Source organism: Parabacteroides caeci (assembly GCF_023656795.1).
Classification (GTDB): Bacteria; Bacteroidota; Bacteroidia; order Bacteroidales; family Tannerellaceae; genus Parabacteroides; species Parabacteroides segnis.
Genome location: NZ_JAMOKT010000009.1, coordinates 115,224 through 131,051, shown reverse-complemented (window position 1 = coordinate 131,051; position 15,828 = coordinate 115,224). Strand labels below are relative to the sequence as shown.

Below are 15,828 nucleotides of genomic sequence, written 5' to 3'. Positions count from 1 at the left end.
AGGCAAAACTAAACATTAAAAACCTAACGAAATCAGGTTTAAGCAAAACAATGCTCGTTTTGTTGAAAAGTCGCCCTAACTGTTGATAACTTGCAAATATAAACAGAATATTTAATAACTTGTTCCAAATGAGACGTATGGGAATGTTTTTTGGCAATTTATAACAACCTTATAAAAGTATTAAAGCTAAGAAAATAGGTAAATAAGAATCTTTGGGCAGAACAACACCCCAATTAGTGCATTCTAACAATGCCCATCCAAAGGTCGTTACAATGCCCATTCAAGCAACCTTATACTGCCCATCCAAGCAACCAAACAATGGGCATTGTTAGAATGGCTGTTTTTAGAGTAATTTTTTTCACAGCTTTCACAGCTAAAACCCTTCTTTCAGTATCTTTTTCAGTGGCTGGAAGAAACGTTCTATCAAACGTACATCATCAGTTACAATTTCAGCAGTGGCTTTCATTTCATAAGAAACAGGCAGGTTCTTCCTATAATTGGTGGTCAGTCCGTCCGGAAAGGCAATCTCCACCATATAATTGTCTTCCGAAGGCACCAGCGAAACTGACGACAAACGCCCGTTCACGACACCGAATTCCTGATCCGGGAAATTCGTAAACCGCACGATCACCCGCTGCCCGACCTTCACCTTTCCGGACCGCTGAATCGGCAATAAGGCCCGCCCGATCCAGGTCTCCCCACCCTCAGGCACCATACGGGCAAAAATATCTCCCGCCGACAAATACAGGTTCGGAGCCCCTTGCACAAGCAACTGTACCTTTCCATCCGACGGCGCCACCAGGCAGTAAGACATCTCCCAGACACGGATCGCCGCCAGTAACTGTCCGACCGAAGCCCGGTAATCGCGGGCTGAAATATCTTTCGATGCCAGACTCATATAAGCCGACTGAATATCCCCCAGCAGCCACACATCCTGCAACAGATAATAGCTCAGACGTTCCGGCTGCTCCTGATAACGTGCCAACAACTTCTTCAGCCGGAACACATCCTCTGTCTTGGCCGGGTTCTCAACCACCGCCAACGGAGCACCCATCTTCACCTCCTGTCCGTTAAACACATAAAGCTCATTTATCTTTCCCGACGAGCGGGCCACCACCTCCGCCACCGGATGCCGGCTTGTCAATGTCATCTCTGTCGTGATCACATCCGGATATCTAAAGAAATAGCTACCCACCAAAAGCGCCAGCACCACAATAAACAAGATCGTAATCCCCCACCGCACAATCCAGACCGGGATCTGCCCCATCACCTCCTGAACCTCTTCGCTGCGTAATTCTATTTCTTTTCCTGTTTCCATACGACTGTCCCCTGTAAGGGCGGTTCGCGAACCGCCCTTACGAACCCAATTCCAATTGATTCTTTACCAACTTATAATATACACCCCGTCGTGCCGTCAGTTCCTCATGCGTCCCTTCCTCCACGACCTGCCCTTTATCCAGTACCACTATATTATCCGCATCCCGCACCGTACTCAGCCGGTGAGCCACCACCACTACTGTCCTTCCTTTATAGAACTGATGCAAATGTTCCATTATTTCCCGTTCATTATTGGCATCCAAAGCGTTCGTTGCTTCATCCAAGAAGATAAATTCAGGATTCTTATATACAGCACGTGCAATCAGGATACGTTGCCGCTGTCCCTGGCTTACACCGTTCCCTTCCATACCGATTTTTGTGTTATATCCCAATGGCAAAGAATCTATAAAATCCCGGATATTCGCCACCGTCACCGCATGCAACAACCGTTCTTTATCGATCACTTCCGCACCGACCGCGATATTCTTCGCGATCGTATCCGAAAAGATAAACCCATCCTGCATTACACACCCGATATGTGTACGCCATACGTGTGGATTCATATTCTTCAATGACAGGTCACCTACCTTGATATTCCCTTTGTTCGGTTCGTAAAATCCAAGTAACAACTTGATCAATGTCGTCTTCCCGCTTCCGCTGGCCCCGACAATAGCCGTCACCTTATGCTGTGGGATCGTCAGATTAATATGTTCCAACACATAATCCCGGTCTGCCCCGTCATAACTAAAACTCACATCCTCGATCTGCAAAGCCTTGTTATCCGGTAAAGCATTTACTTTCAATGCCAAGGTCTGTTCCTCGTCTTCCCGTTGATGGATCTCTCCCAACCGTTCCAAACTGATCTTTGCATCCTGGAACGAACGGGCAAAACCGATAAACTGTTCAACCGGAGAAGTCAACTGCCCCACGATATAGGTCAGCGACATCATCATACCCAATGTCATTTCCCCCGAAACAACAGCCCGGGCGGCGAGAAAGGAGATCAGGATATTGGTGGTTTGGTTAAAAAACACCGACCCGAGCTGTTGGTATTGCCCTAATGCCAATCCTTTTATACTGATCTTAAACAGTTTCACCTGAATACGTTCCCACTCCCAACGTTTCTCCGTCTCACAATTGTTCAATTTGATCTCCTGCATACCCGTCACTAACTGGAACAGGTTGCTCTGCTCACCGGCTGCCTGTGCAAACCGTTTGATATCCAGTTCGCGCCGATACCTCATAAAGGCTAGGATCCAAGCCACATACAACCCGTTTCCCAACAAGAAAAGTCCCAGTATCGACAAATCATAATATGCTAAAACAAACCCGAAAACAATGAAATTGACAAACGAAAACAAAGTACTGATCGAAGTCCCCGTCATAAACGACTCGATACGGTTATGATCGCCGATACGCTGCATGATGTCCCCTACCATCTTCGTATCGAAGAAATGCAAAGGCAACCGCATCAACTTCGCCAGGAAATCAGAGATCAGCGCAATATTGATCCGCGTATTCACATGCAGCAAGATCCAGCTGCGGATAAAATCGACCGACAACCGCGCAATAAAGATTACCAACTGGGCGACCAGAACCAACGTGATAAAACTCAAATTGCCATCCCGGATACCCGTGTCCACCAGGCTCTGCGTCAGGAACGGCATGATCAATTGCAGGATGCTCACCGTCAGCATCCCCAACACCAACTGGAAAAGCTCCCGTTTGTAAGGTGTCAGATAGCAGAAAAAGAAAGACAACTTCCGGTTTTTAGTCTCCACAGGTTCCTCCCGTTCCCCGAACTCCGGGCCCGGTTCGAGCAGCAATGCCGTTCCCGTATCCTTCCCCTCCACCAACGTACTGAACCAGCACCGCCCGAACTCCGTCCGGTCGAACACCACCCGTCCGGCTGCCGGGTCAGCTATATAAAATTTCCCTTTCTTAATCTTGTAGCACACCACGAAATGTCGTTGGTTCCAATGCAGGATACACGGCAACGGTACCTCCTGCTCCAACTGTTCCAATGTGATGCGTACCCCCATCGTCCGAAACCCGATATGTTCTGCCGCATCGCTGATACCCAACATCGAAACCCCTTCACGAGTAATGAAGGCATGTTCACGAAGGTATTGGGCAGAGTAGGTTCGCCCGTAATACTTCGCGATCATGCGAAGACAGGTAGGACCGCAGTCGGCAGAGTCAAGTTGGGGGTAATGGGGGAATAACTTTATCATACCTTAATCATATCTTGAAGAAAATAACCCAGTCATTAGATTCTTCATCCATCTTTTCCGGATCAAGTCCTTTTAAGAAGGGATATTTCTCCAAATAATTCCCATTCGATTGTTGCAACTCCTCGATCGCTTCTTTTAGCAGGGCAGCATTTACCAAACGGTAAAACTCTCCACTTCGGGAATCATATCCATCAGGAGTACTGTACTTTCCTAAAACCTTAACATAGAAATTATCAAAATCATTATTGATCAGATATTTCCCATTTTTACGATTGCAATAGATAACTTCTTTAGGTTCAAATAATGGCGGACAAAAAACAATCCAGTCATCCGTTATTGTTATATTATCGATATTGAGGATTGCTTTATCATTCTCTCGGAAATCATTAAATTTCGGAACAAGTTCTTTTGTTTCTCTTTCAAAAAAATCTTTTGGAAGATTCATACTTCCAAAATCAAACGTTGCAAATGTTTGGATTGAATCTCCTTCCAACATATAGATATTCGTATCAAAATAATTAGAAACATAAACTCCTTTATTGTAACGACCTATTGAATAATAACAGCCCTGTACTATCCAAAATTTACGAACCACCTCTGGAGTTGGAAAATATTCTCCCAAAAGTTCCCCTCCCTCATTATAAACGATTAACTGGCTATCACCCAAATAATAACGAGACTGAACAATCCGTCCCAAGGAATCTACACAAAATTGTCCGATTTCATCTTTGGGAGGAACAATCGTTTTTAAATATTCACCATTAAAATTATATATCTGTATTTTTTGTAGGTCACAGACATAAATAGTATTATCATTTTCTTTAAAGAATAAATACCCCAAAGTAATATATTCTTCCGGTCCTTGTCCTCTTCGGTCTATCTTATTTATAAACTGTCCATGTTTATCATAACGAAAAATCACCTTTTGTCTTTGATCTGCAACAAACAAATAATCATTTACTAAATACAAATGCGATGCTTTCCCATTAAACAATAAACTATCATTTGTTTCCAAAGGGAGTAAACGTACCTCCATATTATCCATCACCTCTTTCAAAAGTTCAGGATCCGACTTACCTTTAATATCTATAGTGAAATGACGATAATCGTCTATTACATTCTCCTTATTAAATGTGCAAGAAAAAGACAGCATAAATGATATAACCAATATTATATTTTTCATATTCGTATTTATTTAATTATTCTGGTCTTAATTCTGATATAAAAGCGGGTGCGTCAATACACCTCGGATCTGGAAAATCTGCATTTTCTTCTCCATATCCTTTTAAAACATCTACGATACAACGATTGGGGAAATTATAACACTCTTCAAATATTTTACACTTTTTACACGGACTAACATCCCGAAAATCTTCTCTTCTCGGGAACGCCAAAGCCAAAGCACGTGGAGAGTTCCATACTTCAGAAATAGATTGTTTCGTCAAATCTCCGATAATATAATTAGGATTCCAATAAAGCTGTTCACAAATCGTAACCTTTCCATCAGGCAAAACCATCATGTTAGAATAATTGGCTGAACATCTTGATCCCTTAAAACTTCGACTTCCTTGTTTCGCTTGAAAATAATGTTTTCGATCCACAGGTTCCCATGATATTTTAAACCTGGAATGTTCTTTTATTTTTTGAATCGATTCATCTATTTGTTGAATAGACTCCTTCGTTATCTTCAATTTTTCAAAATCACACTTGCTATACAATGATTTATGTGCAATCCGAACTTCCCAATGAGCCACACACTGAAATTGTTGTAAAAATTCATACAAATCAAGAATATTAGAAACCGAATCATTGATTTTGGTAAGTACAGTCGTTATTTTATAACGCAATTTGTATTTATCAAAAAGAGCAAATGTATCACGTACTTTCGATAAATAATCAGGATTCATTCCAACAACTTCTTTTAATATAGACGGGGATACTGCATCCAAAGAAAACTGCATATTTACCTGATAGTCTTTTAGCAATCGCACATCCTTTTCTTGAAGTGGAGTCTTAGTTGACAACAGACCAATATTCATATTGTATCCTTTCATACAGTTCAATAACTCCCTCCAATGTTTGTAAACAAAAATATCTCCACCGGTTATCATGAACTCTCCTATTCTTAAATCATAACAGTCTTTTAAAATTGACCTTACTTGATCAAAACTCATTTGAAGATGCCCACTTGTTTTATCCGCATAACAATAAACACAATTTGTTGTGCATGTATTATTGGACATAAAAACCACAGTAGAGGGAGATCGAAAAGATCTTTCCTGTTGTAAATCAACAGAATCAAAACGAAACTCTTCAGGGGTATATACCAAAGGCAATATAGATGTTTTATCAGCATCAATAATCACATTCCGAGGGAACTGACTTACAACATCCCCATAATGGCTATGAAAAGGTTCTTCTCTATCTAAAAAAGGGTTAATTATATTTTCGGCTTCTTCTCTAGTTACATCCAAAAAACAAGCAATATAGTCTATATATTTTGAATATAAGATGGGGATTGATGCGAAAGATAATAACATTGCATATACCGGATGTATTTTTGTCGTCCAATATTCATTAACACGAACATTTATTTTCGATTTTTCGGCAGGTAATAAATTACCTTCCCTTGAGTATATATAACTCCTTTTCAAATCATGCCTTAATCCATAAAAATGATTGAATACAATCTTTTTATCTGTCCTACTCATAACTAACAAATTATAAAGTTCCTGGACTACAATATAAATAATACCATAGCCCAGAAACATGGTTTACTAAAAATTATGCACCACTTTTACATGTAAAAGTATAGCATGTATCAGTTGTACATTTTTCTTCGCTACCAGGCTGATTATTTTTACATACTTCAGATTCACAACCATAAGCACGAAGCATGATGTCACCATCAACACCACCGACCAGATTTCCCAGTTCTGAGACATCCAATCGAGTGGGTACGAGATCTTTCAGCTTTAATGAAGACAACTTTTTCATTGCGTTTTCTTTTTAATAATTTAACATGTTTATTCTCTCTGTTTTCTAAAAATTCTACTACGCTTTAAACAAATTATATTATCTATTTAACTAACCACACAGTCCCAATAAAGCTTGCGAGGCTCATTTTATCAAGAAAGTGTATTTGTTTTTTCATTATTTATCCCAATTACCCTCTCCTTAAAGAATCTAGTAAAACATGATATATCAAAACAAGAAATAAATCGTTCACGACTTTTCTTTTGCAAGTTTTCACGCAAAGAATTATCTTTCAAAAGATGATCTAATACGGTATATAAAATCGCTGCATTTTCTTTAGACTTTCCATAATCTTGTTCAAAAGGGACAACCAAACCATATTTGCCGCCATCCACAATTTCCTCCAATCCACTGTGATTCCCCACTACAATGGGCAGTCCATTCATCATCATTTCCAACGCCACATATCCCAACTCTTCATACAAAGAAGGCAAGACACCGACATCAGAAATAGAAAACAATTCATATAAATCTGTTTTATTGACAAAACCAACAAAACTAACCCGTCCACAATAAGATATTACTTTTTTCTGAACTACATCGGGAGAACCTCCCCCAACAATAACCAACCGCAAATGCGGATATTCAGAAACCAAAGAAGAAAAAGCTTCCGCCAACAAATCCATTCCTTTCAAGGGTTCGATTCGACCTGCACTTATAAGAATTGTATCATCAGAGTGAAAACCATATTTTCTTTTTATCGAACCTTTTTCTTCTTGACTCATTGTTTTATATTCATCCTTAATACCATGTCTGACAAACACAATTTTAGATTTAGGAAGTCCACACACCTCTACCAATGTATTAAAGGAATGTTGTGAAACGGCAATCACCTTATCACATAGCTTCAAAAACTTTTTATTCTCTTCAAGTACAATAGAAATAGATTTAAAATTCCTATCATTGGGATGGTTCAATATATAATCCAGTTTACGTCTATCACCTAACAACTGAAGTTTCCAGTCCATATAATGAACCGTACATATAATTTCAGATAGAGGATAATTCTCTTTTAAACCAAGAGCCAAATCCTTCATGTGCATATTATTAAGATGAAAAATATTATTTTGATTTTCTGCTGCTATAGTAGATAATAATACAATTACACTTCTATAATAACGTTCAAAATATTTTATCCAATTCATGACATTCATCTTACAACGAGTACTACCTATATTTATATATCGCACATTCAACTTTTCCTCAATCACCAAAGATGAAGTTTTAGAAGAACGAAGAGTTATAATAGTCAACGAATAATCGCTTTCTTTCATAGCCTCGATCATTTGATTCAAATAGGTTCCAATACCATAATTAGCCGATTCGCTTTCCTCATTAATAAGATAGTAATTTCTATCCTTACCCCAAGGATATTCTTTATACAGTTTATCAACATCGCCACTTTCAAGTATCTGCCAACCATATTCCAACCCATCCTGCAATAAATCTGTTGAAGATTTTTCCGGAAGAGAGATTTGAAATAAAACCGAAAGATCCGGCTTTATCTTCTTCTTCCCATCTAACACAAGAATAAAGTCATCTATTAGAAAAGAGAGACTCTTTTCTTTACTAAAATCTTTTTCTAAAACCACTTCACGCAAGGATTGCAAGTAAAGACTATCAAATGGCAGATTATCGGTTTCACGAGGTGATGAAAGTCGAATCATAACATAATATAATATTCCCCCAAGTCCCTTTCGGAAACTAAGATCATGAAAACGTCGTGGATCGCGCTCCATTATCAGATTATCAATATCTTTTAATATTTCATCCGTACATCCATCCATAAAACCTTTTCCAACCAAATATTCCATTCCCCAACCAATACCGCATAACCCATATTCCATATTAATAGGCAAACAAGTGTTGATTTCCTCATAAATTTCATCAAGTAATTCACTTGCAAAAACTTCATAAAAATCATTATTCACCAAACGACCATAATGAGCAAAAAAAATTACATGCCCCATCTTTCCATGAAACAATCCTATATCAGTGAGAAAACTGACATTGAGAACAAGATGCTCAATCTCTTTGAACAAAGATTTATTATCCATTTGAATACTCTTCATTACAATAAATTTAAGACCACTACATATTTAAAAAAAACACCTTAACTCTTCAGAAGTCATTCTACAAATCTTCAAAAACTCCTGTCTGCTCTTATATTCTGCCTCCTTATCCCTATACCGGGAGTTTTCATTCCGGGGATGAAACAGATGAAACAAAGAACCATCCACCTGTGTTACTGGCAATCCTAAAATAAACATCCGTCTTATTCGTTCCTGGTCCTCCATACCCCAACCATAAAATGCCTCATTCTCCCCTCCAGCTTCCAGATAGAGGGATTTACGGACTAGAAAAGCACCTCCTACCGAATTGGATATACAATAAGAAATTCGATTTACCTGATCCAACCAACGTTCAGGCAAACCTCCCTGACGATAATAAGTACTTTCTTCTGCTGTACAGATATAAAAACGCCCGTCATACGGATAGCTCATCACAGCTTTTCCTTCCATGAGGTCTCGCAGAGCTTTGTCTATTTGTGTATCCGGCACGATGACATCCGTATCCCAAATTCCGACCAACTCTGTTTTTGCTTCACGTAACAACTGATTCAGATATTTCGTACGGTAAAACACTGGATCCGGATCTTCCACAAAAAAGTATCTTACATTCGAATAGGCTTTTTTCAATTTATAAAGCGGTTTTGTATCTGCTTCCAAAAGAAGGACTGATGCCTGCTCCCTATGGGACAATTGCTCCAACACCACATCCAAATTCGCACTTCGCTCCGGAGAGTCGACCCGAACTGGAATGACAAATGTAACATCTTGGTTCTCAATATGATCCAAATGAGCCAACAATTCTTTTCCAGAAAGTTCTTTATCCAATAACCTTTTTGTTCGTTCTGGATATATACCCATCACATCAATTTTTCTAATATCTTCCGCCAACAAATCCACACAGGACGGATTATTTTCCAAATAGTCCAATAACCCTATCAGATTCTGTTTATTCAGATCTTTGATGTTTTGTCCTACCTCCTCTCCTTCCTGCTCCACACGAAGTGTCAGATAATGAATCCAACCGCATAACAATTCCATATTTTTAGGTCGGTTCATAACATACATGGTTAACCGCCAGTCAATATCCGACAAAATCTCATCTTCATCCCCCTCAACAAAACCTGTACGCAACAAATAGATCAATCCGCACCCCAAAGAACAAACAACCATTCCATCATCAGATGCCGCCAAAGCAACATCAATCACCACATCCAATAAACGGTCTGCACGTTCAACCAGCTCTTGATCCTTCACAAAACGGGCATACGTATACAAGCTGATCACCTTGCCCATCATCGGATTTTTCAGGACATACCTATCCGGCATGGATTGATTTCCCGATTTATAACGGTTGATACATTGTTGTTGGCTTTTTAATATCTGCTCTGCCTTTTCCGCCGGAATCCTTTTGGGAGGTACCCGGTAACCGGATGGATGCAGGGCAATCCATCCTTCCGGTAATATATCCGGCGCAACCCGATCCTTATACCACCGATAGGGGGCTATCACCATCTTGTCTTCCCGCGGATTCAACCAGGCACCCCACCAGCTAAAACTACTGTTGGCGATAATATGATGCCGACAAACAGACATCAGATACATATCCTGCCAGCTATCAACCCCTTGGTTCCAATCCACAACCACGGCATGTTCCAACGGTAAATTTTCTTTTACCCAATCCGGATCATCGCTGAATACATAGAAACGGATCGCCTCTTTCGGCAAGCGTTTTTTCAACCACTCTACAGCGTTCCGATAATAATCAACGGTACAAATATCTCCATAAATCTGCCGGTTCTTCTCCGACAGGTAATCCCCTCGCCGAACATGGATACTCACTGACAGACAGCTATGTATTTGCTCTGCCAGATCACTAGACTTCGGGTTCAACCGATCCGTATCAAAACGGAAGGCTTTCCGGATTACCGGAGCGATCTTTTTAAAATACAAGTCGGTTTGCCAATAACCTTGATAGATGGAGAGCAACGACCAGTCGGTATCCACCTCTCGCCAAAGGGAATCCGCCGGTTCGTTTACCCGGCGGATACATGAAGCCGGGGTATTCATTATTTGACGGGTCAATTCTTCTTCTGCCAAATGATCGGCAGGGATATCAAACACCTTTTCTAGATTATTGGAATCATCGGATGCGTCCGGTAAAGCAACAGGAGTAGACAAGTAGAAAACTGTTTCCGGATTAGTATGTTGTATTCCCAAAAGAAAAGCATATTGAAACATTTGGTTACCCAAACGCCCCATCCGTTCAATCCAATGGCACGGTTTTATCTGTAATTTTTTATCTCGCAAATAAGACAGAGAAGGATTGGTAAATACCTGTTTTAACCGGTCTATATTGGTTTTACCCAATATTTTATTCTTATCCCGTAAGATCGCTTTACTTGCACCGTCAAACTCTTCCGGCTTACAATAAGCCATACTGATAACTTTCGGATGACGTTCCAACAGGTATTTATTCAAATACGACTCATCATGCCAAAGTGCCATTATGCCATTTGACAAATCAATACGAGTCGATTCCGCACACCAAATCGCCAAGGCTAACATTTCAGAGGTCCTACCACCATAAAAACATGCCTGATAATAACGAGTTCCTTTTCCATACGGGATATATGCCCGACACCGAGGATTCCTGTCATACGTATAAGTGTCCGGATGCCTGTCGGCAAAAAAATCAAAACTTAATACGGACAAATATCCATTCTCTGCCGTTGCCAGTATTTCATTACAATATATCGGTTCCTGTATCTTATAATTGGCATTGATATAAAAAAGGAAATCAAAGGTCTTCAATTGTTCACGAACACTCAACATACAATCATATTTTGCCAATGCATTCATTGCCCATCCGCCATCTCCCCGGAAAGACAGAGACACATTTGGCAAATCCAATGCCAACAAGCGTTCACTATCTGTAAATACAAAATAATGCTTCACGGCATCCGGAAAAAGATATTCTTCGCAAGACCGATAAAATTCATCCCAAAGGACATCATATTTTCCAATCGCCAAGTAGACAATCGCTATACGGTAAGGTTTCTTTTCTATTAAGAAGTTTTTTGTCATAGATTTCAATATAAGTTAACATAAATTTGTTATGCTCGTAATATAAGAACTAATTTTGTAATCTCCAAGCAATAAGTAACAATTTTGCCAAAACAGGCAGAAATAAGTCGTGTAATCAACAAATAAAGCTGCATATCCTACAGAAAACAGATAAAAATGTGTCTACTTTTTACATTTACAGACAACCTATAACCGGATTTTTAATACACAGTCAACCTTAATCAGAACGAGACAGTTACTAATCTCAACTCTCCTTTATCAATCAGACCGGAAATCAATTCATATAAGAAATACAGCAATGTCCTGGAGGAAAAGAAACCGGATTCTCCCAACTTATCCAACGCCGGTAAAAAATCATCCATCAGGATCGGATAATAGACACTGTCTTCTTTTACCAAATCCAAAAAATATTCCACCATGTCCAAATGGATACGATCCGCTGCTTCATCCATTTCCGCCTGGCATTTCCTACTCGTTTGTTCCGGATACGTCCTATACCGGGTCAATATTTCCGGAAGGTTGACAATCTCACCAACCCGGGCTATATCCGTCCACAACTTCAAATCGGCAGCAAAAGAATAGCCCTGCGAATACCTTAAACCATGCTCTACCAAAAAGCTCTTACGGATAAATCCGGTCGGGTTCATCACCGGGCAATCAAATACCATCGCTTTGAGAACATTCCGATAGCTTAACGGTACCCGCATGACTCGAGAATACATGCCAAATGATTGCATATACCCACCACATACGGCCACCCGGAGATTACCTTCCATATACTTATATTGCATCTTCAACCGATCCGGCATCATAAGATCATCATGGTCCAGCAAGGCGATGTACTTTCCTTTCGCCAAATCAATCCCCCTATTGAGCGTATTTATAAAATCATGCGGGCAAAGAATATATTTTATACGCTCATCGGTATAACCCGATATGATTTCTGCCGTTTTATCTTCCGAGCCGTCATCCAACAGTAATAATTCAAAATCCGGGAAGGTTTGTTCCAATACGCTATCAATGGTTTCACCGATATATTTTTCTGAATTATAAACAGGTATTAACACGGATACCAATGGATTTAAGTTGTTTTGCTTACGATTTTCCATCCTATTTACTATTTACCGATCAACACAAATCCCGTTCTACCAATATCGGATAGAATCGTTTACATAAATCCCAATCCGGCCGATACACTTCTTCCAACGGTAGCTCCGACACGCCATGCCGTTTCAACAACAATGACAAAGCACTTTGGTCATGCCGATGTTCCACAAAACCTGCTTCGTCCGGAGACCAGGAGGGACTATCATCCAATAAATGAAAACATTCATAGTATAACTTCAACCAGCGTTGAATCAAACCGACCGTTCCCGTCTCCTTACGGACAAAAATCACTCCTGCCTGATATTGAGGTGAAAACGCAGTATCCGTTCCACGCACCTTGAAATAATCTAACAAGTCCCCTTTCGTCCAATAACATTCCTTCCGGATCGCTTCCATAGGCGAAACCAAAAATCCGCTGTCGTTCTGTTTCACCTCCTGCCAGTACTCCAATAACTTTTCTTTCCCCCGGCTGTTCAAGTGGCAACCCATATCCACATACAACAAGACATCGCCATCGTCCATCTTTGACAAAGTGTCCAAGATAACCTGCGGCTTCCAGACCCAATAACCGAAACCACGTATCCCGGCTTGCAATTGGTCTTTGAAGTCTTCACGAAAAGAGGCAGGTAAATCAAACTCGTTATAAAGATGTATGGCATCAAACAGGTCGAAATCTTCCGCTTGTTCCTGTAGCCGTTCACGGCTCGCCCCATAACGGGAATCTCCGAAACTACAGAGCACCAACCTGCCGTCCGGTCGCTTCCGGAGTATTTGCGAATGTTGTCGTTCTGCTTGTATCAACCGGCAAAGGCGGATATAAGGATGGATTTGTTGGGCCGCCACTTTCTGTATAAATGACGGACGCAACGGGTGTTTACGCCACGCTTGGTATTGTTCATACAAGGCCGGATCATCCAGGCAAGCTTGCAAATGGGCTGCCAACTCTTCCACAGTTTCATACTTGCGGACATCGACATAACAGTTGTCTCCCGGTGCAAATTCATCGACATTGGGAGCTCCCAAATAGACCGGCACGGCTCCCGCCAGCAACGGGTCAAAGAATTTCTCCGTCACGTAATCTTTGGCACAGGAGTTCTCAAAAGCAATTACAAATTTATACCCTTCATATAAAGCAATTTTGGAAGAATAGCCGTTGTCTTCTTCCAACCGGCTGTTGTTATACAGCTTGCCGTAAGAGTCAATCCGCACCATCTCCATCAATTCTTTCAAATATTCCTGCCTGCCACTACGGTTGAACGGACTGGAAACCAACATGCAAATCCCCCGTTTCTGTTCAAACGGACAGGGAGCCGTCTGCAACAAACGTTCCGGATAACCGGCTTCATAATAGGGATGGACCACATCGGCTCCCTGATGGTATGACATCCAATAGTCGAACAGGCTCATAAACTCCGTACTTTTGATGAACGGATAGTTTTCCTCACACTCCAATGTCCAGCCGACCCAACGCTGGCCGGGGGATTTTTCCAAATCGCCTTCCAAATCAAACTCCAACGTCGGCAAATGGAAGACGACCGCATCGGCACGAGCCAGGTATTTCCGGTCGGAGGTTATCAACATACCTTCCGGCACCTGCTCCCGGGGATACACCAATGGCGCATCCCAGATACGGCTGTAGAACAATAATACGACCTTGTCATTCGGAACCAGTGCCGGCATACCGTCAACTTCCGGAGAGACAAGCCAGGCATGGTAATTCCTTAATTTCTTCCGGCCAACCGAATAAAGGGACATACAAATCGAACGGGCTTCCGACGTCAAACGGTTCCGGTCATGGTACAATTGATACAGCGAATGGGATTCCAAACGGAAACGGCTGTCCCGCTTTTTATCCAACAACCGGAATGCCAACTTATAAAGTTCGGCAGCTTTCACATAAAGCATGCTCCGGACTTGCCGACGCTCTTCCGCGCTGAAACGACCGACAAATTGCAAGATCCGGTTGGCAATATGCACCAAGCTGTTTATCCGTCTGCCCGTATCCAACGTTTTCATAATGGAACCCGAACGCTGACGGTAATAATAAAACTCTTGGTCCGTACAAACGACACGCCTGGCCAAACACAAAGCCTTCACACTCCACAATTCATCTTCATGGAGCACTGGTTCAAAACGCAGCTTTTCCTGTTCCAACCACTCCCGACGATACAGATAAGAGGTTGCCATCGGTACAAACTTCTCGTTCCGGATAAATTCCGCAAAACAATAGTCACCTGCATATACACCACCTTTCACTGAATCAGGTACAGGTAAAAACGGGGCATATTCATAATCGGGATCATCCGGCACGACATACCGGACATATCCCAATATCATATCTAATGCTTCTTGCTTCGCCTGCTGGTAAAGCGTAACCAACCGGTCCGGCTCGATCCAATCGTCGCTGTCTACAAATGCCACATATTCGCCGCCCGCAACCTCCAAACCGCTATTCCGGGCGATCCCCGGACCTTGATTTGCTTGATGAATCGCTTTGACAAAAGGATAGTGCGCGGCATACCGGTCCACCAGTCCCGCTGATGAATCGGTTGAGCCATCGTCTACCAGGATGATTTCCACACGGATAGATGGGATCCGCAATAAGGATTCCACACAAGCATCCAGATATTCTTCTACGTTATAAACGGGGACAATACAGGAGAGGTGGTATGAAGATTTGTGTTTCATGGTCTGTAGGATTTAATGCCTACAATATAAGAACTTATTTCGTTAATTCAAAACACAAACAGATAATATTATTAGTCCTACCGTAAAAAGCAGTAAAAAAGTTCAAAAGTTCAAAAGGTTCAGCCACCCTCACACACACGAGCGCGTACGTAATAAATACGCGTGAATTATAAGGTGCGCGTGTATACGTGTGTGTGTGTGTAAGGGGACTTGAACCTTTTGAACTTTTGAACCTGTCGGGCACAACGTTTATCGTATCTTTGAATTACCAGGACGATAGAGGCAGAAGA

9 protein-coding genes are annotated in these 15,828 nt (G+C 41.3%); all 9 read right to left on the bottom strand.

The annotated features are described in order from the left end of the window. Positions 1–373: 373 nt before the first annotated feature. Entirely contained in the window at positions 374–1,318 is a 945-nt protein-coding gene (locus tag NBH15_RS06850) for a beta-barrel domain-containing protein (RefSeq protein WP_250822267.1), read from the bottom strand. A gap of 37 nt (positions 1,319–1,355) precedes the next feature. Continuing rightward, entirely contained in the window at positions 1,356–3,551 is a 2,196-nt protein-coding gene (locus NBH15_RS06845) for a peptidase domain-containing ABC transporter (protein WP_250822266.1), read from the bottom strand. A gap of 7 nt (positions 3,552–3,558) precedes the next feature. Beyond that, the gene (locus tag NBH15_RS06840) at positions 3,559–4,734 is read right to left on the bottom strand and encodes a DUF4934 domain-containing protein (RefSeq protein ID WP_250822265.1); all 1,176 of its coding nucleotides are present in this window, start codon (positions 4,732–4,734) and stop codon (positions 3,559–3,561) included. A 16-nt stretch (positions 4,735–4,750) separates the two neighbouring features. After that, the gene (locus NBH15_RS06835) at positions 4,751–6,262 is read right to left on the bottom strand and encodes a radical SAM/SPASM domain-containing protein (protein ID WP_250822264.1); all 1,512 of its coding nucleotides are present in this window, start codon (positions 6,260–6,262) and stop codon (positions 4,751–4,753) included. Positions 6,263–6,335: 73 nt separating this feature from the next. Beyond that, positions 6,336–6,548 carry a TIGR04149 family rSAM-modified RiPP gene (locus NBH15_RS06830; RefSeq protein ID WP_250822263.1) on the bottom strand — a complete coding sequence of 71 codons (213 nt, stop codon included), beginning with the start codon at positions 6,546–6,548 and terminating at the stop codon, positions 6,336–6,338. A 131-nt stretch (positions 6,549–6,679) separates the two neighbouring features. Next, the gene (locus tag NBH15_RS06825; protein ID WP_250822262.1) at positions 6,680–8,659 is read right to left on the bottom strand and encodes a glycosyltransferase; all 1,980 of its coding nucleotides are present in this window, start codon (positions 8,657–8,659) and stop codon (positions 6,680–6,682) included. A gap of 27 nt (positions 8,660–8,686) precedes the next feature. Beyond that, entirely contained in the window at positions 8,687–11,743 is a 3,057-nt protein-coding gene (locus NBH15_RS06820) for an alpha-1,2-fucosyltransferase (RefSeq protein ID WP_250822261.1), read from the bottom strand. A 221-nt stretch (positions 11,744–11,964) separates the two neighbouring features. Further along, the gene (locus tag NBH15_RS06815; protein ID WP_250822260.1) at positions 11,965–12,852 is read right to left on the bottom strand and encodes a glycosyltransferase family 2 protein; all 888 of its coding nucleotides are present in this window, start codon (positions 12,850–12,852) and stop codon (positions 11,965–11,967) included. Positions 12,853–12,871: 19 nt separating this feature from the next. After that, positions 12,872–15,538 carry a glycosyltransferase family 10 domain-containing protein gene (locus tag NBH15_RS06810; protein WP_250822259.1) on the bottom strand — a complete coding sequence of 889 codons (2,667 nt, stop codon included), beginning with the start codon at positions 15,536–15,538 and terminating at the stop codon, positions 12,872–12,874. Positions 15,539–15,828: the final 290 nt, after the last annotated feature.

Bases quoted from the DNA above. Each gene is read 5' to 3' on its own strand.
- NBH15_RS06845 (WP_250822266.1), bottom strand. From the start codon at position 3,551: ATGATAAAGTTATTCCCCCATTACCCCCAACTTGACTCTGCCGACTGC.
- NBH15_RS06825 (WP_250822262.1), bottom strand. From the start codon at position 8,659: ATGAAGAGTATTCAAATGGATAATAAATCTTTGTTCAAAGAGATTGAG.
- NBH15_RS06850 (WP_250822267.1), bottom strand. From the start codon at position 1,318: ATGGAAACAGGAAAAGAAATAGAATTACGCAGCGAAGAGGTTCAGGAG.
- NBH15_RS06840 (WP_250822265.1), bottom strand. From the start codon at position 4,734: ATGAAAAATATAATATTGGTTATATCATTTATGCTGTCTTTTTCTTGC.
- NBH15_RS06830 (WP_250822263.1), bottom strand. From the start codon at position 6,548: ATGAAAAAGTTGTCTTCATTAAAGCTGAAAGATCTCGTACCCACTCGA.
- NBH15_RS06820 (WP_250822261.1), bottom strand. From the start codon at position 11,743: ATGACAAAAAACTTCTTAATAGAAAAGAAACCTTACCGTATAGCGATT.
- NBH15_RS06810 (WP_250822259.1), bottom strand. From the start codon at position 15,538: ATGAAACACAAATCTTCATACCACCTCTCCTGTATTGTCCCCGTTTAT.
- NBH15_RS06815 (WP_250822260.1), bottom strand. From the start codon at position 12,852: ATGGAAAATCGTAAGCAAAACAACTTAAATCCATTGGTATCCGTGTTA.
- NBH15_RS06835 (WP_250822264.1), bottom strand. From the start codon at position 6,262: ATGAGTAGGACAGATAAAAAGATTGTATTCAATCATTTTTATGGATTA.